27 protein-coding genes are annotated in these 20,269 nt (G+C 36.7%); 15 read left to right on the top strand and 12 right to left on the bottom strand.

Annotated features, from left to right (window positions below):
• Nucleotides 1-122: 122 nt before the first annotated feature.
• The 3 genes from HDT10_RS01910 to terL are packed head-to-tail and all read right to left on the bottom strand — an operon-like array spanning nucleotide 123 to nucleotide 3,080.
• Nucleotides 123-1,265: a phage minor head protein gene (locus HDT10_RS01910; protein ID WP_290879418.1), complete on the bottom strand. Its 1,143-nt coding sequence runs from the start codon at nucleotides 1,263-1,265 to the stop codon at nucleotides 123-125.
• Nucleotides 1,258-2,646: a DUF935 family protein gene (locus tag HDT10_RS01905; protein WP_290879416.1), complete on the bottom strand. Its 1,389-nt coding sequence runs from the start codon at nucleotides 2,644-2,646 to the stop codon at nucleotides 1,258-1,260. The genes HDT10_RS01910 and HDT10_RS01905 overlap by 8 nt, the downstream gene beginning before the upstream one ends.
• A complete protein-coding gene (gene terL, locus HDT10_RS01900) occupies nucleotides 2,643-3,080 on the bottom strand; it encodes a phage terminase large subunit (protein WP_290879414.1) in 438 nt (145 codons plus the stop codon). The genes HDT10_RS01905 and terL overlap by 4 nt, the downstream gene beginning before the upstream one ends.
• Between terL and HDT10_RS01895 the strand changes: the two genes are divergently transcribed.
• From HDT10_RS01895 to HDT10_RS01875, 5 genes are all read left to right on the top strand, one after another.
• Nucleotides 3,056-3,301 (top strand): hypothetical protein, encoded by a 246-nt coding sequence (locus tag HDT10_RS01895; protein WP_290879412.1) that lies wholly within the window; start codon nucleotides 3,056-3,058, stop codon nucleotides 3,299-3,301. The two genes, terL and HDT10_RS01895, sit on opposite strands and share 25 nt — an antisense overlap.
• A 39-nt stretch (nucleotides 3,302-3,340) precedes the next feature.
• Nucleotides 3,341-3,712, top strand: a complete 372-nt coding sequence (locus HDT10_RS01890) for a phage tail protein (RefSeq protein ID WP_290879410.1) — start codon at nucleotides 3,341-3,343, stop codon at nucleotides 3,710-3,712.
• Nucleotides 3,709-4,647, top strand: a complete 939-nt coding sequence (locus HDT10_RS01885; RefSeq protein WP_290879407.1) for a phage late control D family protein — start codon at nucleotides 3,709-3,711, stop codon at nucleotides 4,645-4,647. Before HDT10_RS01890 ends, HDT10_RS01885 begins: the two co-directional genes overlap by 4 nt.
• A gap of 244 nt (nucleotides 4,648-4,891) precedes the next feature.
• A complete protein-coding gene (locus tag HDT10_RS01880) occupies nucleotides 4,892-5,056 on the top strand; it encodes a hypothetical protein (RefSeq protein WP_290879405.1) in 165 nt (54 codons plus the stop codon).
• Between the two features lie 131 nt (nucleotides 5,057-5,187).
• Nucleotides 5,188-5,979, top strand: coding sequence for a DNA adenine methylase (locus HDT10_RS01875; protein ID WP_290879402.1), 792 nt, complete (start codon nucleotides 5,188-5,190; stop codon nucleotides 5,977-5,979).
• A 135-nt stretch (nucleotides 5,980-6,114) separates the two neighbouring features.
• Here HDT10_RS01875 and HDT10_RS01870 read toward each other — a convergent pair whose 3' ends face one another.
• Nucleotides 6,115-7,539 carry a P-loop NTPase fold protein gene (locus HDT10_RS01870; protein WP_290879399.1) on the bottom strand — a complete coding sequence of 475 codons (1,425 nt, stop codon included), beginning with the start codon at nucleotides 7,537-7,539 and terminating at the stop codon, nucleotides 6,115-6,117.
• Between the two features lie 58 nt (nucleotides 7,540-7,597).
• Nucleotides 7,598-8,230, bottom strand: a complete 633-nt coding sequence (locus HDT10_RS01865; protein ID WP_290879397.1) for a S24 family peptidase — start codon at nucleotides 8,228-8,230, stop codon at nucleotides 7,598-7,600.
• Between the two features lie 140 nt (nucleotides 8,231-8,370).
• Here HDT10_RS01865 and HDT10_RS01860 point away from each other — a divergent pair, with 140 nt between their 5' ends.
• Nucleotides 8,371-9,072: a DUF4145 domain-containing protein gene (locus HDT10_RS01860; protein ID WP_290879396.1), complete on the top strand. Its 702-nt coding sequence runs from the start codon at nucleotides 8,371-8,373 to the stop codon at nucleotides 9,070-9,072.
• A 128-nt stretch (nucleotides 9,073-9,200) separates the two neighbouring features.
• Here HDT10_RS01860 and HDT10_RS01855 read toward each other — a convergent pair whose 3' ends face one another.
• Together HDT10_RS01855 and HDT10_RS01850 are read right to left on the bottom strand one after the other, a co-directional pair.
• Entirely contained in the window at nucleotides 9,201-9,542 is a 342-nt protein-coding gene (locus HDT10_RS01855; RefSeq protein WP_290879395.1) for a hypothetical protein, read from the bottom strand.
• A gap of 11 nt (nucleotides 9,543-9,553) precedes the next feature.
• Nucleotides 9,554-9,811, bottom strand: coding sequence for a hypothetical protein (locus HDT10_RS01850; protein WP_290879392.1), 258 nt, complete (start codon nucleotides 9,809-9,811; stop codon nucleotides 9,554-9,556).
• A gap of 211 nt (nucleotides 9,812-10,022) precedes the next feature.
• Between HDT10_RS01850 and HDT10_RS01845 the strand changes: the two genes are divergently transcribed.
• Complete coding sequence (locus tag HDT10_RS01845) at nucleotides 10,023-10,160, top strand: hypothetical protein (RefSeq protein ID WP_290879389.1); 138 nt, start codon at nucleotides 10,023-10,025, stop codon at nucleotides 10,158-10,160.
• Between the two features lie 88 nt (nucleotides 10,161-10,248).
• Here HDT10_RS01845 and HDT10_RS01840 read toward each other — a convergent pair whose 3' ends face one another.
• On the bottom strand, nucleotides 10,249-11,043 hold the full coding sequence (locus tag HDT10_RS01840; RefSeq protein WP_290879385.1) for a TatD family hydrolase: 795 nt from the start codon (nucleotides 11,041-11,043) through the stop codon (nucleotides 10,249-10,251).
• A gap of 59 nt (nucleotides 11,044-11,102) precedes the next feature.
• Between HDT10_RS01840 and ribE the strand changes: the two genes are divergently transcribed.
• From ribE to HDT10_RS01805, 7 genes are all read left to right on the top strand, one after another.
• The gene (gene ribE, locus HDT10_RS01835; RefSeq protein ID WP_290879382.1) at nucleotides 11,103-11,729 is read left to right on the top strand and encodes a riboflavin synthase; all 627 of its coding nucleotides are present in this window, start codon (nucleotides 11,103-11,105) and stop codon (nucleotides 11,727-11,729) included.
• Nucleotides 11,729-12,013, top strand: coding sequence for an EscU/YscU/HrcU family type III secretion system export apparatus switch protein (locus tag HDT10_RS01830; protein WP_290879381.1), 285 nt, complete (start codon nucleotides 11,729-11,731; stop codon nucleotides 12,011-12,013). The genes ribE and HDT10_RS01830 overlap by 1 nt, the downstream gene beginning before the upstream one ends.
• Before the next feature lie 83 nt (nucleotides 12,014-12,096).
• Complete coding sequence (locus HDT10_RS01825) at nucleotides 12,097-12,930, top strand: flagellar hook-basal body protein (protein ID WP_290879380.1); 834 nt, start codon at nucleotides 12,097-12,099, stop codon at nucleotides 12,928-12,930.
• Nucleotides 12,931-12,943: 13 nt separating this feature from the next.
• Nucleotides 12,944-13,735, top strand: coding sequence for a flagellar basal-body rod protein FlgG (flgG, locus tag HDT10_RS01820; protein WP_290879378.1), 792 nt, complete (start codon nucleotides 12,944-12,946; stop codon nucleotides 13,733-13,735).
• A gap of 80 nt (nucleotides 13,736-13,815) precedes the next feature.
• On the top strand, nucleotides 13,816-14,673 hold the full coding sequence (locus tag HDT10_RS01815; protein WP_290879376.1) for a sulfatase-like hydrolase/transferase: 858 nt from the start codon (nucleotides 13,816-13,818) through the stop codon (nucleotides 14,671-14,673).
• Nucleotides 14,627-15,277, top strand: coding sequence for a sulfatase-like hydrolase/transferase (locus HDT10_RS01810; protein WP_290879373.1), 651 nt, complete (start codon nucleotides 14,627-14,629; stop codon nucleotides 15,275-15,277). The genes HDT10_RS01815 and HDT10_RS01810 overlap by 47 nt, the downstream gene beginning before the upstream one ends.
• Before the next feature lie 20 nt (nucleotides 15,278-15,297).
• Nucleotides 15,298-15,561 carry a hypothetical protein gene (locus HDT10_RS01805; RefSeq protein WP_290879370.1) on the top strand — a complete coding sequence of 88 codons (264 nt, stop codon included), beginning with the start codon at nucleotides 15,298-15,300 and terminating at the stop codon, nucleotides 15,559-15,561.
• Nucleotides 15,562-15,744: 183 nt separating this feature from the next.
• Here the strand turns inward: HDT10_RS01805 and mnmA are convergent, their stop codons facing one another.
• Together mnmA and HDT10_RS01795 are read right to left on the bottom strand one after the other, a co-directional pair.
• Complete coding sequence (gene mnmA / locus HDT10_RS01800; protein WP_290879368.1) at nucleotides 15,745-16,803, bottom strand: tRNA 2-thiouridine(34) synthase MnmA; 1,059 nt, start codon at nucleotides 16,801-16,803, stop codon at nucleotides 15,745-15,747.
• A complete protein-coding gene (locus HDT10_RS01795) occupies nucleotides 16,800-17,222 on the bottom strand; it encodes a hypothetical protein (protein ID WP_290879366.1) in 423 nt (140 codons plus the stop codon). Before HDT10_RS01795 ends, mnmA begins: the two co-directional genes overlap by 4 nt.
• A gap of 98 nt (nucleotides 17,223-17,320) precedes the next feature.
• Here HDT10_RS01795 and HDT10_RS01790 point away from each other — a divergent pair, with 98 nt between their 5' ends.
• Nucleotides 17,321-17,680, top strand: a complete 360-nt coding sequence (locus HDT10_RS01790; protein ID WP_290879363.1) for a diacylglycerol kinase — start codon at nucleotides 17,321-17,323, stop codon at nucleotides 17,678-17,680.
• Between the two features lie 119 nt (nucleotides 17,681-17,799).
• Here HDT10_RS01790 and htpG read toward each other — a convergent pair whose 3' ends face one another.
• Both htpG and HDT10_RS01780 read right to left on the bottom strand, forming a co-directional pair.
• Entirely contained in the window at nucleotides 17,800-19,683 is a 1,884-nt protein-coding gene (htpG, locus tag HDT10_RS01785; protein WP_290879361.1) for a molecular chaperone HtpG, read from the bottom strand.
• A 365-nt stretch (nucleotides 19,684-20,048) separates the two neighbouring features.
• Complete coding sequence (locus tag HDT10_RS01780; RefSeq protein ID WP_290879359.1) at nucleotides 20,049-20,180, bottom strand: hypothetical protein; 132 nt, start codon at nucleotides 20,178-20,180, stop codon at nucleotides 20,049-20,051.
• Nucleotides 20,181-20,269: the final 89 nt, after the last annotated feature.

Here is a 20,269-nt window from a genome sequence, read left to right as displayed (position 1 = left end):
GTGTTGCTCATGGCGGTATTGGATAACCCGCTCCTTAGAGTATGTCCGCTCTAAGCTAAGAAAAACTTAAAGGCGTAAGGTTGGCACTTGCCGCTTCTTAATTTGGGAGATGGACTCCCCAATTATTTTGTAATTTCTTTGTTTCCTTTCACTAGGCTTTGTAAAAAAATTTCATCATTGCTTGTTTTTTTAAAAACTGCACGATAATAACTCCCAAACCTACTAAAATAAACAATATGATTCTCTCCACTTTCTTTTACCTTATACACATTTGTATCTCTGATTAAAAAAGGCAATAAAGAATAATCTAGCTCTTTCACATTGGTATGATGCGTATGTGTTCTTAATGTCCAACCACTTAGATAGATTTCTTTTGCCTCTGTGTTTAGCAAGCTTTTAAGCGTTTGCGTGGTTTTAGCAATAGGGATAAACTTCTTATCTGCCTCGCCATTTTTTGATTCTTGTTTGAGATTTAGAATGGCTTGATAATTTTGCTTGACTTGCGTAATATCTGCTTTGGTATCATTTAAAGATTCTACAAAATATTCTTTATTTGGATTCTTTTTAAACTTCTCTAGCTTTGTTTCTAAAACAGAATCCAAACTCTCATCTTTCTCTAGCCCTCTCTTATCATAGCTCCAATCCTTACTTGCAATCGGCAGTGGGGGTGTTTGTGAAATTGTAAAGCCTTGTCTCTCACATTCTGCTTTGCTATATGCCCTCACCACACATCTACAATTCCAACCATTTGGAGGGTAGTTTGTTTCCCAAAAAGGGTCGTCTCTATGCAGTGTAACTCCGTGCATTTTGAGATGAGAGGGACGCGTAAGTCCATCTTGTAATGCAATGTAACGCAAGTAAATCTCACCCTCTAGGGCATATTGTGCTTTGGCTCTGCCTTGTGCGTTTGCGGTACGCATATTGGTGTTATAGATTCTTTGCAATCTTGCATTATTGACATTGATTGTCTTTATCTCCCCTGTTTTCTCATTGGTAACTTCAACCTTACCTAGCCAACCCTTTTTAGCTAAGGTGGGTTTAATGTCTTTTTTCCAAGATTCAAAGCTCTTTCCCTCACTTTGGGCTTTGATTAAAGAATCTTGAATCTCACTTAGTAAATCAAGCTTGGTTACCTTTGCAATCGTAAATGCCTTTAAGTGTGCCGCGTGCATTATTTCATCATAGTTAAAACTAAGCTTAGGCTTTTTTGCTTTTAAAAATTCTATGTTCTGCTCTGGAGGGAGATTGAAGTGAAAGCTAACCATTTAACGCCCCATAGATTTGTGCATTCATTATTGCCTCTGCTAGAGCGGATTCTGCAATCTCTAAATCCTCTCCTTGCAAGGCATTCTCTAATGCACTCAATGCTTCCTCAAAGCTGTTTGCATTTTGTAAAATAGAATCCAAATCAAAGTCTTTTGCTTTAAGATTCTCTGTCCAATTATCTATTGCGTCAAGCCCAAGATTTTTATTTATGGGTAATTTAAAAGGGATTAAATTACCATTAAATGCGTTTTTAACAAGCTTAGAATCCTTATTCTCTTCTCCCCCTTTTTCTCCTTTTTGTTCCCCTTTTTCCTCTTCCCCTTGCCTTGTGGAATCTTTAGGGTTTGGCTCTGTTAGGGGTGTGGTTTTTAGATTATAGGTTTTCTCTATATATTCTTGTGTGGGTTGGAATCCCATTTCATAAATGATTTTATCTCTGCTTGCCAATTCAGTTTTTGGTTCGTCCTCATTAAAGAGTGAAAAGGTGATTTCCTCTGTGATTCCATTTAAGGATTTAAAATAACTAATCACACGATTGCAAACATAGCAAAGAATCCGCTCATCACTTAGGGCAATCTCGCTTCTAATATCATTATGTGCCTGTGCGGCTGCAAGGCTTCCAGCTGTTACTTCGCCTGTGAGATTCCCTCCTAAAATGAAGCGATTGATTTGGCTATCACAATATTCCACGAGTTCTTTAAAATCACTTTTTGCACTTGGTTGGATGAGCTCTATTTCCTCGTCTTTGTCAATCACAGCCGTGCTGCCATTAAGCATATTAGAAACCTCAAGGGCAAGAGTGCTTGGGTCATCTTGTGTTTTTGCAACCGCCCAAGGGTCTCCAAATCTCTCTAGGAATCGTATCCAAAAGTCTAATCCTGCATTCTTTACATTTACGCTAAAATATAAATGCCGCAATGCAGATTCTCCATAGGGAGCACGGAAGCTTTGGTTATAGATTCCATAGACAACCTTAAAAGGAGGAATCTCCTCTTCTAATCCATTGCCTAAAAACACGAGTTTGCCCTCATTATCAAATTTAAATTCTTGAAAATCCCTTCCCACTAAACTTGGCACAAGGAGTCCTTGTTTTCTCTCCCAATTGATTTCAAAGACATTGATTCCATAGAGATAGGTTTCAAGAATCTGTGAGAGGATAGAAGCGTGGAAGACACTTTTAAGGATTGCTTGGTATTTCTCACTCTTTGTAGCAATAATCACTTCCTTTTTCTCAATGTGTGCCTTGCGGGAAATATTGCATTGGCTTACGATTAAATCCCCCATAATCATTGTGATGTCTTTTCTGCTTAGGGGCTTTTGGTAAGGGGTATTGAGTAATTCTGCGATTAGGGTGTTTTGTAGTAAATGTTCTTTTTTCATAGCCTAAAACTCCTTTTGGGTTTTAAAAGTGTGTAGTCCATCACTCTTTGCTTTTTCTTTTTGAATTTTAAAAGGGAGTATGCGCCCTCTAATGCGTCAGGCAAGTCGTCATTCTTGCCATCGGGAAATTGCTCTAGTTGCTCTAAAAGCAAGGTTTGGTTTCTTTGAAAAAGAATCTCCCCATCCTCAATAGGAATCTCTAGCCTCTCAATGCGCAATTCTTTGTTTTCTGTGTTGGCAATACCTTTAATGTGAAGATTTAAACCCTTTGCATTTGCTTCTTTTTTAATATAATCCTTTAAAAAATCCCCGCCAAAATTTGCTTCTAAGGCTGCCTTGTTGGGATTGTATTGTTGATAGAGCGCAATGAATTTCTTGGCAATCTCTCTTGTTTTAAAGATTCCACCGATTGCTTTTCGCCTTGCAACCTGCAAAGATTAATCCTATTGCGGTGCAACCTATCTCACAGAATCCAAAGACACAAGCGCAAAATATCAATGTAGCTTTCACAGGAGGAATTAATGTGCAAACCACCGATGGCAAGATTCCAGAAAACTCTGAGCTTCAAAGAGATATTCAAAGGGAAGTGGAAGCTGCTTTGAAAAAGTCTAAAGAGAGTGAGCGCAATCGCACACTAAGCGATATTGATTTTTAAAAATCCTTTGTGCTAAACAATTTTATTTTAAGGATTAAAATGGCTTATCTTGCATTGGGAGATTTTAAATTCATCTTACAACAAACACAATTAAACACAATAGAGTCTAACCTAGAATTAAACTTTAGCGAAATTGCAAGGATTGGGAATAATCCTGCAACTTTTAATAGTGGAAAGTTTAAAGAATCTTTCACACTAGAATTGGATATGCTCTTACAGAAACAAGAGATATTAGAGGAATTCTTAGAGGCAGTGAAACTTAAAACACCTTTCTTTATGGTTTTAGGCTATGGCAAAATCATCGGTGAAGTGTTAGTGGAGAGTGTAAAAATCAAAGAGGAATCCATAATCCCTAATGGCGCAAGTTTGAAACGCACTTTGCAAATTTCACTCAAGAGGTATTACCAATGAAGCATTTTACACCAGATTTTAAGATTCTAGCTAATGAGAAAGATGTAACCGCACACATTGCAAAGAATCTTATAGAACTTAGCTTCAAAGATGAGGCAGGAATCGTCAGTGATGAGATTACACTTAGTGTGTATGGAGCTTTCAAACGTCCCAAATACAAAGATAAGCTAAAGCTATGGTTAGGGTATAAGGAGAGTGGGCTATGGTATTGTGGAAGCTTCGCGGTGCAAAGTAGTGAGAGGACAGAATCTAGCACAACGATTACTGCTACGGGAGTGGATTTTAGCAGTGGGTTAAAAAAGAGAAAGAATCGCGCGTGGGAGAAGTTAAGTCTCAAAGAGATTGTAGAGAGAATCGCAAAGGAACACGATTTAAGTGCAGTTGCTGATTTTGGAGAGATTAAGATTGCTTATGCAGGGCAGCACGATAGGAGTGATTTGACATTTTTACAAAAGTTTGCAAAGGACTTTGATGCGATTTTTAATGTCAAGGATAACCAAATCGTGTTTTTAAGAAAGGAAAACGAGAGCAAAAGTATAATTCCTAAATCTTCCATTAGCCTAAGTGAATGCAGTAGTTATCGCATTAAGTATTCCAATAAAACACTTTATGGAAGCTGCAAGGCAATATGGCACGATACCAAAGAAAACAAAATCAAAGAAGTCATAGTAGGCAGTGATGAGGGAGAGCAAATCAGGCTAGAGCAGAGTTTCAAGAATGCAGCAGAAGCTTTAGCAAAGGCTAAGGCAAAACTAGAGAGGGCAAAGTGTGGAATCGTGAGTGGAAGTTTAGAAATTTATGGGACTTGCGTGTTTGCAGGAGGGATTCTCTCCTTAAGCAATGCGGGAGAGGATAGCGGGGAATATCGCATTAAGAGTGTGCATCACTCTTTGAGTGCAGATTCCTTTACTACAAGTGTGGAGTTTGAGAAGTGAGTGTGAGGCTTCTCAAGAAATCGTTTGTATCAATCTATAAAAGGCAATTAGGGAGATTTTTACTTGTAAAAATCCAGTGTGCCTATTCTTGCCTTGCATAGATTGATACAGACTATTAAAGGGTTTTTAAGAACTCACAGACAAGAGTAGGCAACCTAGCTTTGATAAACAAAGCTTTCCTAATTGCCTGCTTGCTCTTAAAAACCTTTTTTATATTAAATTTTAAATTTAGACAGGAAAAACAATGAAAAAGAAAGCTTTAAAAACACAACTCAAATCTTTAAATCATACACTTCAAGTTTTAGAGAAAAAGTGTGCTTGCTTAGAACTCATTGTGAAATGGCAAAGTGAGAGATTAGAGATTCAAAGAGAAGCAAGATTAAAACAAAAAGGAAAAGATTATATTTAAAGGGATAGAAAGTTGATAGAGGAATCAAGATTTAAGTTTAAGGGGAAGCCCCCTTAATGAAAACTAGCAAAAGCATTATAGCTTTAAATTGTAATTTAAGGCTTATTTATTTCATTTTAAAAGGAGTTGCAATGGAAAATGCAAACTTTAAAATGAAAACTAGCACTTTAAAACCTCCTTTTGCTTGGATAGGTGGAAAATCTAAAATGGCAAAAGAGATTGTAGAGAGAATGCCTCTGCATACCACTTATGCAGAAGTCTTTGGGGGAAGCCTAGCAGTGCTTTATGCCAAAGAGCGTCCTTTTGCAAAATACAATGAGGTGATTAATGATTGGAATGCCGATTTAATCAATCTACACAGAATCATTCAAACACGACCGCAGAGCCTCCAAATAGAATTAAATAGAATGCTTAATGGTAGGGATTTTTTCTTAGATTCTAAAGTCAAGACGCCAAGAAACAATATAGAAAAAGCCGCACTCTATTATTACTCTATCGTGCATAGCTTTGGAGGTAAGAGAGACCATTATGCAATGTGCAAAAAGGCAAGAAGCCCAAAGAATATTTATAAGAACTTTCAAATTTATGCACAGAGGCTAAAGCCAGTGAGTATTGAGAATCTTGACTTTAGAGAATTCATTAAGCAATACGATAGTGATTCTACATTATTCTATCTTGACCCGCCTTATGTAGGGACAGAGAATTATTATAAGAATAAAAAGACCTTTGATTTAAAAGACCATAGGGATTTATGTAAGATTCTAAAGAGTATCAAAGGGAAATTCCTATTAAGTTATAATGATTGTGAGCTTGTTAGGAATCTCTATCAAAGCTTTACCATAGAAACCCTAGAGACGCATTATAGAATTAATATGCAGACACAGAATGTTAAAAGGAAAGAATTATTAGTGAGGAATTATTAGGATTCTTTGGCAGGGGGGAGAATCTTTAATGAATAGTGGCATTGTAATTTCTTATTTAAAGAATAGAAATATAATGCAAGATTTTATCACCATAAATTGCAAAAATCTTTTTTGTTTTTGCTATGGTGATTCAACCTAGAATACATTATCCCTAAACTCAAGAGATGTTATAGGTTCTGCAGCAAAGTTGATAAATTCGGTAATAGTTTTAATTGTCTTATCGTCAGTTATCTCTGAAATCCAATTCTTACTCAATTTTTTTTCAGTAAGTATGTCTTTGTAAGTTTCCACAACGCAAGAAAAACTTTCTTCAACCAATTTTCCATCTTTAAACCATTGTTTTTTTATGTTATCATAACAATAGTCATGTGGATTGTGTAAAAAATTAGAATCTCTACTAAATGCATTTTTGCATACACTATAAGTGGTTTTTATGTATTCAATAAGAAATTCCTCATTTAAAATGTCATCTTTGCACACAAGTTTTTCAATTATCTCCATAACCCCTTTTGTATCCGTAATATTTGGTATTTGAGAATATAAATCAGGCTTATAGATTTTGAGAAGTAAAATAAAAATAGCGCGTCTCATATCAATGCCTTGATTCTGAAAATACACTCCTGCTAGCTTAATTTGGGGGGCAATTTTTTGTAATTCTCTAAGAGTAAAATTATTTGTTATAAAAATATCTGAAAGACTTGTTTTTGTTTTTATATCTAATTCTTCTTGTAAATAAGAGCAAAAATCTTGCAAAGATGGATTAGGCAAAGCAACTTCTAAATCAAAGAATCTCCTAAGATAATTTTCTGTATCAATTTGCCCATAAATTGCTTGAATGGATTTAGAGAGTTGTGCTTTATCAATAGAGATTACAAAAACAAGATTTGGAATCCCGAAGAGGTGTTTAATATTCTCTAGCATTTCAATAGCATAGGTCGGGCGGCAGCGGTCTATTTCATCTATAAAAATGATAAAAGGTTGTTCCTCTTTTGCTCCCGTTACTTCAAAGACTTTTGTTAGATTCTCTTTTAATTGAGTTAAGCATTCTTTTTCTTTAGAATAATCTTCAATTAATGTTTTTGCACTCTCTTCTGTGAATGCTTGCGAAGCCTCTTGAAGCAATTCATTATCTATTCCAATTTTATTAAATAAACCTTTTACGCTTATTTTCAATAAAGTAGGCAATATTCTTTTAAAGATTTTTTGCACAGATTCTACTGCTTGATTGAAATTTTCATTCTGAATTTTATTCTTTGTTAAATACCGATTCAATTCTCCCAAAACAGCAATCAAAGGCTCTTTGGTGTAATCCTCTTCCCAAGCACTGAAATACAGATTTGGAATCTTGTAATCCTTATCAAGCATATTTTTCCACATTTTAATAAAAGTTGTTTTACCATTTCCCCATTGTGCATTTAAAGCAAGAATCAAGCCTTGTGGACTAGTTTCTGCACTTTTTAAAATACTTGTTAAACGATTAGCAATAATTTCTCTGTTAAGTTTATCATTTTCAAATGTGCAATTCTCGTTTACATCGTAGAAGTTATCTTTTAATTTCATTTTGATTCCTTATGAACTTATTTTATTATATATTATAGCGTAAATAAAGCATTGCGACTTAGAATTTTTGCCACACCCCAACCACTCTCCCCACAATCAAATACTCTCCATTTTGAAAGAATAAATCTTGATAGGTTGGATTTAAAGAATGCAGAATCACTCCATTATCTTTTAGAATCACTTGTTTGACAAACAATCCCTCATTGGTATTAATTACAAAGATTCCTTTATCTTTGAGAGTAGCTTGTCTGTCAATGAAGCAGAGTGCGTTGTCTTTAATCAAAGATTCCATAGAATCTCCCTTGCATTCTATGATTTCCCATTTAGGATTAATCTTGAGTTTTTCTAGTAATGTGATAGGGAAAGGAATCTCCTCTACACTTACAAACTCATTAATCCCCCCACCTCCCAAAGAAGCATTTGTTTTATAGAGTTTTAGAATCCTATATTTCTCCTCACATTCTAAGCTTTCTTTAGGAGAGCTTCCAAAGAAAAAGTAATTGATATTAATCTTTCTTTGCTCTAGGAAGTTTAGGATTTGTTTATAAGGAATAGAGTTTCTAAACTTCATACTATTAAAAGTATCAGGGTGTATGTTTAAGGCTTTGGCTATATCCATAGCTTTAATTCTTGTTTGTCCCTCACTCGCCAAAATATCCTTTAGCTTTTCTATAATCTCTTCCATTTCCATAATAATCCTTTTAGTTTAAAAGGAATTTAGCATAAAATTAAGAAAAAGAAAGAATAGATTTTGAAATGAAAGGGTTTAAATAAAAGAGATTCTTAGTAGAATATGATTATAATGTTTCATTTTGAAAAATAGGAAAAATAATGCAAAAATTTGTTTCTCCAAGTTTTTGGCAAACAGCCTTTACTTGTCCTTATTGTAGTGTATTGGCTCAAATGAATTGGGAGTGTCTATATGAAGGACATACTCCCGATATAAATTATTCTATCCATATTGCAGTGTGTCAAGTATGTAAGAATTATAGCCTTTGGTGTAAATATGGGACATTACAAAGGGGTAAGCCCACTATCAAAGAGGAAATGCTCTATCCCAAATCCTCTGTTATTCCTCTAGCAGAGGATATGCCCGAATCCATTAAGGCAATCTACAAGGAAGCCTCTAATGTCTTAGGGGATTCTCCTAGAGCAGCTTGTGCTTTGTTGCGTTTAGCCTTAGAGGAATTAATATCATATTTGAGAGATAATTTTGAAGAATACAAAAGCCTTAAAGGCAAAAATATCAATGAGGATATTAAAGAGCTTGTCAAGTTAGGACTTTCTCCAAAGGTGCAAAAAGCCTTAGATATTGTGCGTATCACAGGAAATAATGCAGTGCATTCTACAAAAGAGCTAGATATAAACGATAATCCACAGATTGCTTATAAACTCTTTGAGATATTAAATTTCATTGTGCAAGAGATGATAACACATCCTAAGGAGATTGACAATTTCTTTAAAACTATGCCAGAGAACTCAAAGGAAGCAATCAAGGAAAGAGATAAGGATTCTACTTTAGATTCCCAATAGGTTTGTGATTGCTTTAGTTGTCTTGTATATCAAATTGAGAGGTAAAATCAATGGCAATAGTTAAGGACGATTATCCTCTTTGCCCAAAAATTTATCTAAAATCGTAATAATGTTTTCAAGCATTTATTTTATTTAAAAACTGCTTTGTATCGCTCCAATCGTTTTTGCTTACTCACTCTGCGCGATGCACTGGGAGATGGAGAATATAAAATGCGAACCTGATATTTTTTCCCGTTTATATCAATTGTTCCGTCCATTTTGTCTTCAGGATTCCATTTATGGCGGACTTTATCAGAAATGCTTTTGTTTATCATTTGGGAGATTACAAATCTACTTGTGTAAATTAGTGTATTGATATTTGGAAATTCCAAAAGTTTTTCTTTAATTAATTCGCTATTTAATTCTATGTTATCAAGCGATTTATCATCTGACTTCCCATTCTTATGAATACAAGTCTTTACAACATCCATTATTCCTACTTTTAGAGAATCCAGCAGTGCCTTTCGCTCCTCAATTGCTTCTTTGGAGTTTTTTTATGTTGTAATTTTTGATTGGTTATTTCAGACATTAAGTCCCAAAAGTAATTATCTCTTGAGCCATAATAAAAATCAATATCTCCATCATCAAGTTTCTTTATTCCATTAGTGCAAAATCTGTATGGGGGAATCGTTCCAATAATCAACTTTGTTGCCCCTTGACAAATATGAGGTTTATATGGGTGAATTGATATTGTTTCCATTTTTCTCCTTCTTTTAAATAGATTGATAGTCTTTTTTCGTGGTTTAATCTCAATTTAGACTTTGATTCTTAAATATTTTACTTTACAATAGCTTAATTTTTCCATTTTAAATCAAACCACCACGATTTTAAATGGAAAAACTTTGATTTAAAATGCGTTTTTATACGTGGCAATCCATAATCTTAAATATAGAAACTCTTACAATGGAATATTGAAAGTTAAAGGTGAAATTTTGGATTATGGATTGCTTCGTCATTCGTTTTACTCATTTCTCGCAATGACTAATAGTAATCTTAAGGCGCGAGATTATAGATTGCTTTGGCTAAAGCCTCGCAAGGACGATAGCTAAGCAAATTCCAATGAGACAAAATCATAAATTACTTTGGCAAAGAACACAAAAAATCCCAAAAGATGAGTAGGGTTAAAGGCAAATCTCTCTACAACGCACCAAAAAGCCTTGTAGTGTTTTGATCGATTTGCGCTACTAAAGATTCTTTTGATAAGCCTAGAATCTCGCTCATTTTCTCCAAGACTAAAGGAATGAAGCTTGGCTCGTTGCGCTCTCCACGGTGTGGGTGGGGTGTCAAATAAGGTGCGTCTGTCTCAAGCAAAAGCGAATCAAGCGGAATCTTGGGCAGGATTTCTACAAGTTTTCTTGCGTTTTTAAAGGTTAAAACTCCCCCGATTCCATAATAAAAGTTGAATTTCGCTAGGCTAAGTAACTGAAAATCTGCATTGAAGCAATGCAGGATTCCGCCTTTGAGCTTAGGCGCATAGGTTTGCAAAATCTCCAAACTATCCAACGAAGCGTCTCTAATATGCACAATCAAGGGTTTATTAGATTCTATTGCGAGCTTGATTTGCGCGATAAAAACCTCCTTTTGCTTCTGTTTCACCTCTGTTTCAGAATCCACGCCAAAATCTACAAGATTGCTTTCCATTCTATAATAATCTAGTCCGCATTCCCCCACTGCCACACATTTAGAATCATTTAAAAACCCTTTGATAAAATCCTCATCGTATAAATGCGCTAAATCTGGGTGCGTGCCACTAGCAAAATAAACATTCTCATAAGTATGGGCTAATTCTTGCGCCCTTTTCAAGTCTTTTGGGTCGGCGGCAGGAATGATAAAACGCGTAATTCCAGCTTGTTTGGCGCGTTCTATCATCGCAGAAAAGTCGTCCGCAAAACGCATATCATCTAAATGACAATGTGTATCGCACAGCTGCATATTACTCCTTTTATGCTACAATTTACAAATTTTAATGCAATTTTACTTAAAGGTTGGAAATGTTTACAGGACTTGTGCGTGAGTTTGGTAAAGTCAAATCCTTGCAAGGTGCGACACTGACTTTAATTGCAAAATATCAACCCAAAATCGGCGATTCTATCGCAGTCAATGGAGCTTGCCTTACGACAATCAAAACTTTCGGCGATAGTTTCGCACTAGAACTTAGTGAAGAAACACAGCGACACATTGCACTAGAGACTTATCAGGATTTGGTGCATATTGAACCTGCAATGCGCCTAGATGATAGGCTTGATGGGCATATCGTGCAAGGACATATTGACGGAATCGGGGAGATTACACGCATAGAGCCTCATCACATTGGCACGGATTTCTTTATCCGCACTACACCCGAAGTGCTTGCTCTGTGCGTGCCAAAGGGAAGCATTGCGATTTCTGGCATTAGTTTGACGATTAATGAAATCCTAGAAGACACCTTGCGCCTTACGATTATCCCGCACACTTTGCATTCCACGCTTTTTAAAACCTATCAAGTCGGAATGCGTGTCAATATAGAAACCGATTGCCTTGCGCGCCTCGTGCGACATTTCCTCTTGCAATCCCACCAAGAAAAGCCAAATCCCAAACTAAGTTGGGAAACGGTAGATAGAATCTTAGGAAGTTACTAATGCCACCCTTGCTTAATCAAAAAGCCGTAGCCCTTGCGTATGAGCAAAACAAACAACGCGCGCCAAAAGTCATCGCCAAGGGCGAGGGATTCCTCGCACAAAGAATCATTGAAAAGGCGAAAGAATACGAGATTCCCTTGTTTCAGAGCAAAGCCCTTGTGGATTCGCTGATTAATTTAGAATTGGACGAGGAGATTCCACCCACGCTTTATAAAGCAGTCGTAGAAGTCTTTATTTGGCTTTACAAGACAGAAAACAAGGCACAAATAAGCAAAAACAAGTGAAATTTATTATAAAAACTTGATGTTTATCTATCTTGGAACACCTTTTGCTTTAACCCTGAATAAAGTTCAACAAAAGGCATAAAATGCAAGGTGGATATTATAGTTCTGTCGGCGGTATGGTTACGCAAATTGACCGCTTAGATGTCATTGCAAACAATATCGCAAACGCAAATACAACCGGATTCAAACGAGATGATGTCGTGATTGGTGATTTTTTGCGGCTCTATGAGCAAGCAAAAGAGTTTTTACCCATTGACGACCAAACAAAAGATGCGGCGAAATTCTACAATCGCTCCCTTAATCGCGTTCCACAGATTGTAGAGGAATTTACAGACCGCTCACTAGGCGGAATGATGCAAACCGATAATACCTTTGACTTCGCACTTGGGCGCGAAAATGCGTATTTTATGGTTGAAACGCCAGAGGGGATTCGTTATACACGTGATGGTTCTTTTGTGCTCAATGAACAAGGCAGGCTTGTCAATAAAGAGGGCTATCCTGTGCTTCCAAGAGAATATTTAGACGCTCCACAATACATTGAATTTGTTGATGGATTCCAAGTAGAAGTAGATACGAGTGGCAATATTTACATTCGTGATTTGAACAATGAGGGAATTAGCGAAATGGCTTTAATCTCTAATATTGGTATTGTGTCTTTTGAGAATCCCAAATATCTCAAAAAAGTCGGGGATAATTTGTATTCCTATCCACAAGAAAGAAGCAATGAGCGCGAAGCATTAGAGCAAAGCGGAGCAGTGCATCAAGGTTTTTTAGAAAAAAGTAATATTAATGTTGTCTATGAAATGACAGGATTGATTGAAACAAATCGCTTGGTAGAGGCATATTCCAAAGTGCTTAAAACCCATATGGACGACCTCAATACTGAAGCCATAACAAAATTAGCAGCAAAAGCATAAAAAGGATTCCACAATGATGCGAGCATTATACACAGCAACTACGGGCATGTTGGGACAACAATTATTCATTGATGTTACCTCTAATAATATTTCTAATGTCAATACATTTGGTTATCGCAAGGAAAGAGCGGAGTTCGCGGACTTGTTTCACCAAGTGATACAATACGCGGGTTCTAGCACTTCAGAGACGACTTTGAGCCCCACAGGGATTGAAGTCGGTTTGGGGGTGCGCCCCACTTCAGTGCAAAAGCTGTTTTCACAAGGAAACTTCAAAGAAACAGAACAGAATCTTGATGTCGCCATTACAGGAAATGGATTCTTTCAAATTGAGCTTCCCGATGGCACGATTGCCTATACACGCGATGGCGCATTTAAACGAGATGATGAGGGGAATGTCGTCAATTCTCAAGGTTATTTGCTTGTGCCAAATATCACGATTCCAGACGATGCAACACAACTAAATATCGGGACAGACGGCACGGTAACCGTCTTGCAAGGCAATGCCACTGAAGTCAATCAACTAGGACAGATTGAGATTGTAAATTTCATTAACCCCGCAGGCTTGCACGCGCTTGGGGATAATCTCTATCTCAATACCAATGCTTCAGGAGACCCAATCGTTGGCACACCCGGGCTCAATGGCTTCGGGCAACTAAGGCAAGGATTCGTAGAAACTAGCAATGTCAAGCTTGTAGAGGAAATGACAGACTTGATTGTAGGGCAAAGGGCTTATGAAGCCAACTCTAAATCTATCCAAACTGCGGATTCTATGCTTCAAATCGTAAATCAACTCAAACGCAACTAGCCCTCTAAAAGCCCCATAGCCTAAAATTGCAAATTTTATGCTATAATATATCACGATATTAAAGAATGGGGTTTGAAATAATGAATTTTCTTTCATTTTTGCGAACGAATCTATCAAAAGTTTTATTTCTCTTTGCGTGCAATGCGATTCTTTTAATTGGTTGGAATTATTTCTGCTATTTTTTTGACTCTCCTCTTTGGTTTTTTGAAAAATTAGCCAAGTCTCTCTTTAGCACAATCCTAATAGAGCTCCTGTGTCTGCACCTTATATTTTTGATTCTCCCGAGATTTGCACATTATATTCTATCTTTGCTTGTGGTGGCGAGTGCGATTCTCTTCATAGTGGAGGGGTTTTTGCTATATTCTTATCATAGCTTAATCACGCCTTATGTCATTGACGCAATTGCACAAACAAATCTTCAAGAAATGAAAGAATTTTTCATTTCTTTTTTGAACATCAAAATTTTCTTAGTAGCTTTTGGATTCCTTTTAGTTAGCTTGGTTTATTTCAAATTCTTTCCGATTCCACAAACAGCCTTATCCCATAAATTGATTAAAATCTTTTTTGCGTTTTACGCGCTACTTGGCTTGATTTTTATTGCTGATATTACGAATCGCTACTTCAAACACAAGCCAGAACCTTTCGCAAAACTCAACGAAAATTCCCTTACACGATTTCTTTATAGTTTAAGTCAATATTATGGCAGTGCGAGCTTCTACACAAGCTACAAACAACTTGTCAGCAATTACCAACTTTTACGCGAATCTTATCAAGGCTCAATCTCCAAAAGCCCCAATTCTCCACAGCATATTGTGCTAGTTATTGGCGAATCCACATCAAGAAACTTCCTTAATGTTTATGGTTATGAGCTTCCCAACACTCCCTTTTTGAGTGCTTTGGCAAATAATTGGGGGGGGGGGGCAACTAGCGTTATTTAGCGATACAATTGCTTCTTTTGCGCAAACCAAGCTTGCCTTGCAGCATTTGCTCAATTTCTCTAGTGCTGGAGACAAGCAATGGAATCAATCTTTAGATCTTATCAATCTTTTCTCGCTTGCGGGATACAAAACTGCTATTTTTTCAAACCAAGAAATCGTAGGCTCTGAAGTCAATGCCTTTGCTTCTATTGCTTCGTTTGCAGATTCTAAAGCAAACCCAAACAGGTTTATTACTAGCTCCCGCATTGCAGAGAGTCAAATCACTTATGATGGATTTCTTTTGCCCTTTATCCAATCCGCATTTGAGCAAAACCCATCTAAGCCTTGTTTGGACATTATTCATCTTATGGGAACACATTTCAATTATGATAAACGTTATCCCAAAGAGTTTGCGAAGTTTAATGCCGATGACATTACTTATCCTAGCTTCGCAACCAACGAACAAAAACGAATCATTGCTACTTATGCCAATGCGGTTTTATATAATGATTATATTTTAAATGAAATCTTTAAAATTTACTCTAAAAGCGATTCTATTATTTTCTATCTTAGCGACCACGGAGAGAGTTTGTATGAATATAAGGGCAAACTAGGCATTTTGTAACCTCAAGATTCACCGCTGAAGTGCCATTCTTTGCCCTAATGAGTGAAGAGTTTATCCAAAAGCACAAAGAAACTGCACAAAGAATCCAAGCGGCAAAAGACAAACCCTTTGTGATTGATGATTTGATTCATCTCCTTTGTGATGTTGCGCAAATCCAAGTCCAAGACTATGATGCAACCAAAAATCCGCTTGCGGCTGAATTTAATACGCAAAAAATAAGAATCTTTAATCAAAAAGCAGATTATGATAAGGAATTGAAAGGAGAACAAGCAACTTCACAATAACATTGTTTTAACAAAATTTGCTTCCTACGATTTTAGTGTTGCAATCTCGCAATAGCGATTCCCTATTGCGCCATTAAAGGGATTTAGCCGCAGCAATCTAACCCCGCATACTTGATTGTTTTGCTATTGCAAATTCATCACATAGAATCTTGCTTTTAGTTTTGATTCCATTGTCATTAGAGGCTAGAGGATAAACCCTCCGCCTAGCACTTTATCCCCCTCATAGAGCACCAATGCTTGCCCGCTTGCTACGCCAAAGGCGGGTTCTTGTAGATTTGCAATCAAGATTTCTTGGATTTTACCCTGTGTGTCTAATCTTTCTTCTAGCCTTACGCTTGCCTTTGTCTTGTGGCTTTTGTAGCGGATTTTTACCTCACAATCCAATTCTTTTTTATCCAAAAATTCCTCTTTAGATATAGAAAAGTTCCTCGCTTCTACCACATAAGTTGCCAATGCGTCCCTTTGCCCTACGACAATCGTATTATCGTGTGGGTTAATCCTTAGCACATAATGGGGGCTTAGTGCGCCTGCAACCGTGAAGCCCTTGCGTTTGCCAATCGTGTATTGCATATAGCCCTTATGCGTGCCGATTTCTTCCCCTTGTGTGTTGAGCACTACACCGGGAGATTCTGTATTGTAATGCTTTTGAAGCACCTCAAGATAGCTCTTTTCTACGAAGCAAATTTCTTGGGAATCCTTATAGCTCTCCAAAGTCCCAAGCCATTCTAGCTCTTTTAGCGCGATAGGCTTTATCTCGGCTTTTTTTCTGTCTCCTAGAGGGAAAAGAATGCGTGGAATCCACTCTTTCTTTAATCCAAACAAAAAATAGCTTTGGTCTTTTGCCTCATCTATCCCCTGTGCGATTCTGCCCTCTTTGACTTGCGCATAATGTCCTGTGGCGACATAATCACAGGTTAATTTATCTGCTAATTGGAATGCGATTCTAAACTTGACTAATGGATTGCATAAGGCGCACGGATTGGGCGTTTGCCCTTTGGCATAAGATTCTATGAAGTAATCATAAACACTTTTTTTAAAAAGTTCGCGCTCATCTATGACTTCATAAGTGATTCCTAAATGCTCGGCACATTGCTCCACTTTTGCTTCAAAATATTTGTGTTTTTCCTCCTTGTCGTGCAACTTCAAATATACGCCATGCACGTTATAACCTTGCTTTTGCAATAAATATGCGCAATAGCTAGAATCTACGCCCCCGCTCATCAATAACAAAACTTTTTTCATTGTTTCCTCATAAAGATTAATTTTTCGCTTAACAAGAGTTTATTATCTGTGTATTTTGCCCATAGAATCTCTAACGCAAAAACTTCGCCTTTGCCAAGTTTTGCAAAAGGATAGGTAGCATAATAAAGATTCTTTTGTGCTTGTGTGGCTTGTTTGAAAAATGCTTTGATTTGCAAACCTTGAATGCTCCCAAGATTCTTAGAATCCTTAGCAATAATCACACCCGCTTTGGGGTTTAGGGTGCAAAGTTGAATGTGTTTAGAATCCTGCGCACTTTTAAAGAGCAAACAAAGATTCTCTTCATCAAAAGCATAATAACAGCTTGCGCTATAAACTTCTAATAGGCTGGAATCTTTTTCAATTACACTTAGACTTAACAAATGTTGTTTTCTGATGAAATCTTTTATTTTTTCATTCATAAGGAGGAATTATAGCCAAAATTTGGATTAATATAGAAATAAATAATGCAAAATATGATAATATGACGCACGATTAAAGAATCTCAAAAAGAATTTCAATGAAACCAAAATATCATTTTTTCAATAACACAAAATACGCCTTAAGTGGTGTGCTTGCTATGCTAAAAAACGAAGTGGCTTTCAAGCTAGAATGCCTTCTTATTGTTCCTTTGCTTCTTATTGCTTGCTTACTTGAAGTCTCGCTTCTTACTCGGATTCTCTTAATTGCCGTTTTGTTGCTTGTTTGTGTCGCTGAATGCTTCAACTCCGCTATTGAAGCTTGCATAGATTTAATCACGCAAGAATTTCACGAAAAAGCAAAAATCGCCAAGGATTGCGGCTCGGCTGGAGTGTTTTTCACGATTGTGCTTGCCGCTCTCACTTGGGGGTTTGTCTTGGGTGATTTGTATCTTTGGTAATCCCCTAAGCCTCCCCCTAAAACTTCGTTGGAATTACATCTGCCTAAAGATTGTCATTGTAAGATTTATGTAAGAAAGTAGTAAAACAAGCAAGGAGAGGGTATCCTTGCGATTCTATGTTATAAACTCTTCTGCAAGAGAGTGTTAAGACGTTTGACAAACGCATTCACATCTTTGAGTTTGCCTCCCTCTAAAAGCTTCGCTTCTTCAAGCAATAAATGCGCTACCTCTTCTGCTTTTTGCTCTTCTGCGTTTAAAAGTTTGATAAGGATTGTGTGGTTTGGATTGAGTTCTAAAATCGGCTTTGGTTCTGGAATGTCTGCGCCCATACCCATTGCACCCATTTGTTTCATCATCTTAAGCACCGCAGAATTAGGGTCTTCTGGGTCGCTTACGATACACGAGGGCGCATCCACCAATCTCGCACTTAAGCGCACCTCTTTGACTTCTTCTCCTAAGGTTTTTTTGAAGATTTCAAGCAGTGCTTTAAATTTTTCTTTGGCTGCTTCCTCTACTTCTTCTTCCCCTAAGTCCTCTAATGCTTCTTTGGAGGTAATGGAGCGCAAAGGAGTTTTGTCGTATTCATTCACCATTGGCATTACGATTCCGTCAATCTCTTCTGCAAAAAGCAAGACTTCTATTTCTTTCTTGTTGAATGTATCTAAGAGCGGAGAATTTTTAAGAAGCTCCAAATCCTCACCTTGCAAGTAATAAATCGCCTTTTGCCCCTCTTTCATACGCTCTTTATAGGTTTTAAACGCGATTTCCTTGCCCTCACTCTTGGTAGATTGGAATCGCAAGAAGTCTAGTAGTTTTTCTTTGTTTTCAAAGTCGCTATAAACTCCTTCTTTTAAGCAACGTCCAAATTCTTTATAGAATTTGCTATATTTTTCCTCGTCTTTTTGTAGAGATTCTATTTCGCTTAATATTTTTTTGGTAGAGGCAGATTTGATAGTAGCTAGGATTCTGTTTTGTTGTAGAATCTCACGACTTACATTCAAAGGCAAATCTTCGCTATCAATGATTCCACGCACGAATCGTAGATAAGATGGCAAGAGTTCTTTGTCATCATCTGTGATAAAGACGCGCTTAACATAGAGTTTGACGCCACTTTTGTAATCTACACGATAGAGGTCAAAGGGCGCATTTTGTGGGATATAAAATAAGGTAGTGTATTCTAATGTCCCCTCAACTTTAGTATGAATCCAGCTTAAAGGGTCGTTAGAATCGTAGCTTAGGTTTTTGTAAAATTCTTTATATTCTTCTTCTTTTAAGTCTTTTTTGGAGATTCTCCAAAGCGCAGAGGCTTTGTTGATTTGTTCGTTTTTTTGCTCTATTACTTCCTTTTTAGAATCCCCCTCTCCCTCGCTTTTGGTTTCTGTGTAATGCAAGAAAATAGGGAATGGAATATGGTCGGAGTATTTTTTAATCACTTCTTCAATTCTCCAGCGACTTGTCCATTCCTTTTCGTCTTCTTTGAGATAAAGCTTGATTTCGCTTCCGTAGGATTCCTTTTCGCATTTTTCAATCTCAAATTCGCCACTGCCATTACTAATCCAAGCATAGCCTTGTGTTTCGCCTGCTTTTTTGGTTGTTACGATGATTTTACTTGCAACCATAAAGGCAGAATAGAATCCCACGCCAAATTGCCCAATCAAAGCGGAATCTTTTTTCTTGTCGCCACTAAGTTTGGAAAGAAAGTTTTTCGTGCCGCTTTTAGCGATTGTGCCTAAATTTTCAATCAAATCTTGCTCATTCATTCCGATTCCGCTATCGCTAATGGTTAGAATGTTTTTTTCGCTATCAAAAGTAATATCAATTTTTGGGGTAAAGTCTAGTGTTTTGAGTTTATCATCTGTGAGTGTCAAATATTGTAATTTATCTAGCGCGTCTGACGCATTGCTAACTAATTCGCGCAAAAAGATTTCTTTATTGGAATACAAGGAATGAATCATTAAATCAAGTAATTGATTGACTTCGGTTTGAAAGGTGTGCTTTGCCATTATTTTTCCTTTAAATGATTAAAATTTAGGCGGAATTATAGCAAAAGTTTTAAGAATGTCAATAAACTTTATATTATTACTATCAAGTTTTATTATTGTATTTATATCAAGGATATAATTAAAGAATCCAACAACAATCCAAGCTACAAATTGCTTTTTAGAAACGAATCAGATAAGTTTTTAGAGATTCTAAAAGAAATGACAAAATCCTTAAAATAGACTCCACAAAGGAAAAGCTCCTAAAGAAAATTGAAACCTATGCAAATGGAAAGAAAACATTTAAAAAGATTGATTGTTGCATAGAGAGAAGAAATCACAGGTTAAACTCATCTTGGACCAAGCCAAGAGCTTGGCTCAAGCTTAGACTAATAAGCCTTGACAGCGATGATACAAAGTAGTATAATCGCAACCAAGATGAATTTTGTAGCAATCATCTTAGCTCCTTTTAGGGCTAAAATTTTGCCACAGGGTAACGACCTGTGGCAATTACCCTGCATTATTATACTTTAAAATCCCAAAAATAACTTTTAATCTCCTCTTTTTAAGCCCATAAAGTAGGCTTTTTCATTATTTTTTATCCTAAAGA

Origin of the sequence: Helicobacter sp. (assembly GCF_014799995.1) — a bacterium.
Taxonomy (GTDB): Bacteria; Campylobacterota; Campylobacteria; order Campylobacterales; family Helicobacteraceae; genus Helicobacter_D.
The sequence above is the reverse complement of the archived record's forward strand: the minus strand, read 5'-3'. Positions and strand labels throughout refer to the sequence as shown.

What these genes read in the sequence shown, in the direction of transcription:
- HDT10_RS01910 (WP_290879418.1), bottom strand. Translation starts at nt 1,265, where the DNA reads ATGGTTAGCTTTCACTTCAATCTCCCTCCAGAGCAGAACATAGAATTT.
- HDT10_RS01905 (WP_290879416.1), bottom strand. Translation starts at nt 2,646, where the DNA reads ATGAAAAAAGAACATTTACTACAAAACACCCTAATCGCAGAATTACTC.
- HDT10_RS01890 (WP_290879410.1), top strand. Translation starts at nt 3,341, where the DNA reads ATGGCTTATCTTGCATTGGGAGATTTTAAATTCATCTTACAACAAACA.
- HDT10_RS01885 (WP_290879407.1), top strand. Translation starts at nt 3,709, where the DNA reads ATGAAGCATTTTACACCAGATTTTAAGATTCTAGCTAATGAGAAAGAT.
- HDT10_RS01880 (WP_290879405.1), top strand. Translation starts at nt 4,892, where the DNA reads ATGAAAAAGAAAGCTTTAAAAACACAACTCAAATCTTTAAATCATACA.
- HDT10_RS01875 (WP_290879402.1), top strand. Translation starts at nt 5,188, where the DNA reads ATGGAAAATGCAAACTTTAAAATGAAAACTAGCACTTTAAAACCTCCT.
- HDT10_RS01870 (WP_290879399.1), bottom strand. Translation starts at nt 7,539, where the DNA reads ATGAAATTAAAAGATAACTTCTACGATGTAAACGAGAATTGCACATTT.
- HDT10_RS01865 (WP_290879397.1), bottom strand. Translation starts at nt 8,230, where the DNA reads ATGGAAATGGAAGAGATTATAGAAAAGCTAAAGGATATTTTGGCGAGT.
- HDT10_RS01860 (WP_290879396.1), top strand. Translation starts at nt 8,371, where the DNA reads ATGCAAAAATTTGTTTCTCCAAGTTTTTGGCAAACAGCCTTTACTTGT.
- HDT10_RS01855 (WP_290879395.1), bottom strand. Translation starts at nt 9,542, where the DNA reads ATGGATGTTGTAAAGACTTGTATTCATAAGAATGGGAAGTCAGATGAT.
- HDT10_RS01850 (WP_290879392.1), bottom strand. Translation starts at nt 9,811, where the DNA reads ATGGAAACAATATCAATTCACCCATATAAACCTCATATTTGTCAAGGG.
- HDT10_RS01840 (WP_290879385.1), bottom strand. Translation starts at nt 11,043, where the DNA reads ATGCAGCTGTGCGATACACATTGTCATTTAGATGATATGCGTTTTGCG.
- ribE (WP_290879382.1), top strand. Translation starts at nt 11,103, where the DNA reads ATGTTTACAGGACTTGTGCGTGAGTTTGGTAAAGTCAAATCCTTGCAA.
- HDT10_RS01830 (WP_290879381.1), top strand. Translation starts at nt 11,729, where the DNA reads ATGCCACCCTTGCTTAATCAAAAAGCCGTAGCCCTTGCGTATGAGCAA.
- HDT10_RS01825 (WP_290879380.1), top strand. Translation starts at nt 12,097, where the DNA reads ATGCAAGGTGGATATTATAGTTCTGTCGGCGGTATGGTTACGCAAATT.
- flgG (WP_290879378.1), top strand. Translation starts at nt 12,944, where the DNA reads ATGATGCGAGCATTATACACAGCAACTACGGGCATGTTGGGACAACAA.
- HDT10_RS01815 (WP_290879376.1), top strand. Translation starts at nt 13,816, where the DNA reads ATGAATTTTCTTTCATTTTTGCGAACGAATCTATCAAAAGTTTTATTT.
- mnmA (WP_290879368.1), bottom strand. Translation starts at nt 16,803, where the DNA reads ATGAAAAAAGTTTTGTTATTGATGAGCGGGGGCGTAGATTCTAGCTAT.
- HDT10_RS01795 (WP_290879366.1), bottom strand. Translation starts at nt 17,222, where the DNA reads ATGAATGAAAAAATAAAAGATTTCATCAGAAAACAACATTTGTTAAGT.
- HDT10_RS01790 (WP_290879363.1), top strand. Translation starts at nt 17,321, where the DNA reads ATGAAACCAAAATATCATTTTTTCAATAACACAAAATACGCCTTAAGT.
- htpG (WP_290879361.1), bottom strand. Translation starts at nt 19,683, where the DNA reads ATGGCAAAGCACACCTTTCAAACCGAAGTCAATCAATTACTTGATTTA.
- HDT10_RS01780 (WP_290879359.1), bottom strand. Translation starts at nt 20,180, where the DNA reads ATGCAGGGTAATTGCCACAGGTCGTTACCCTGTGGCAAAATTTTAGCC.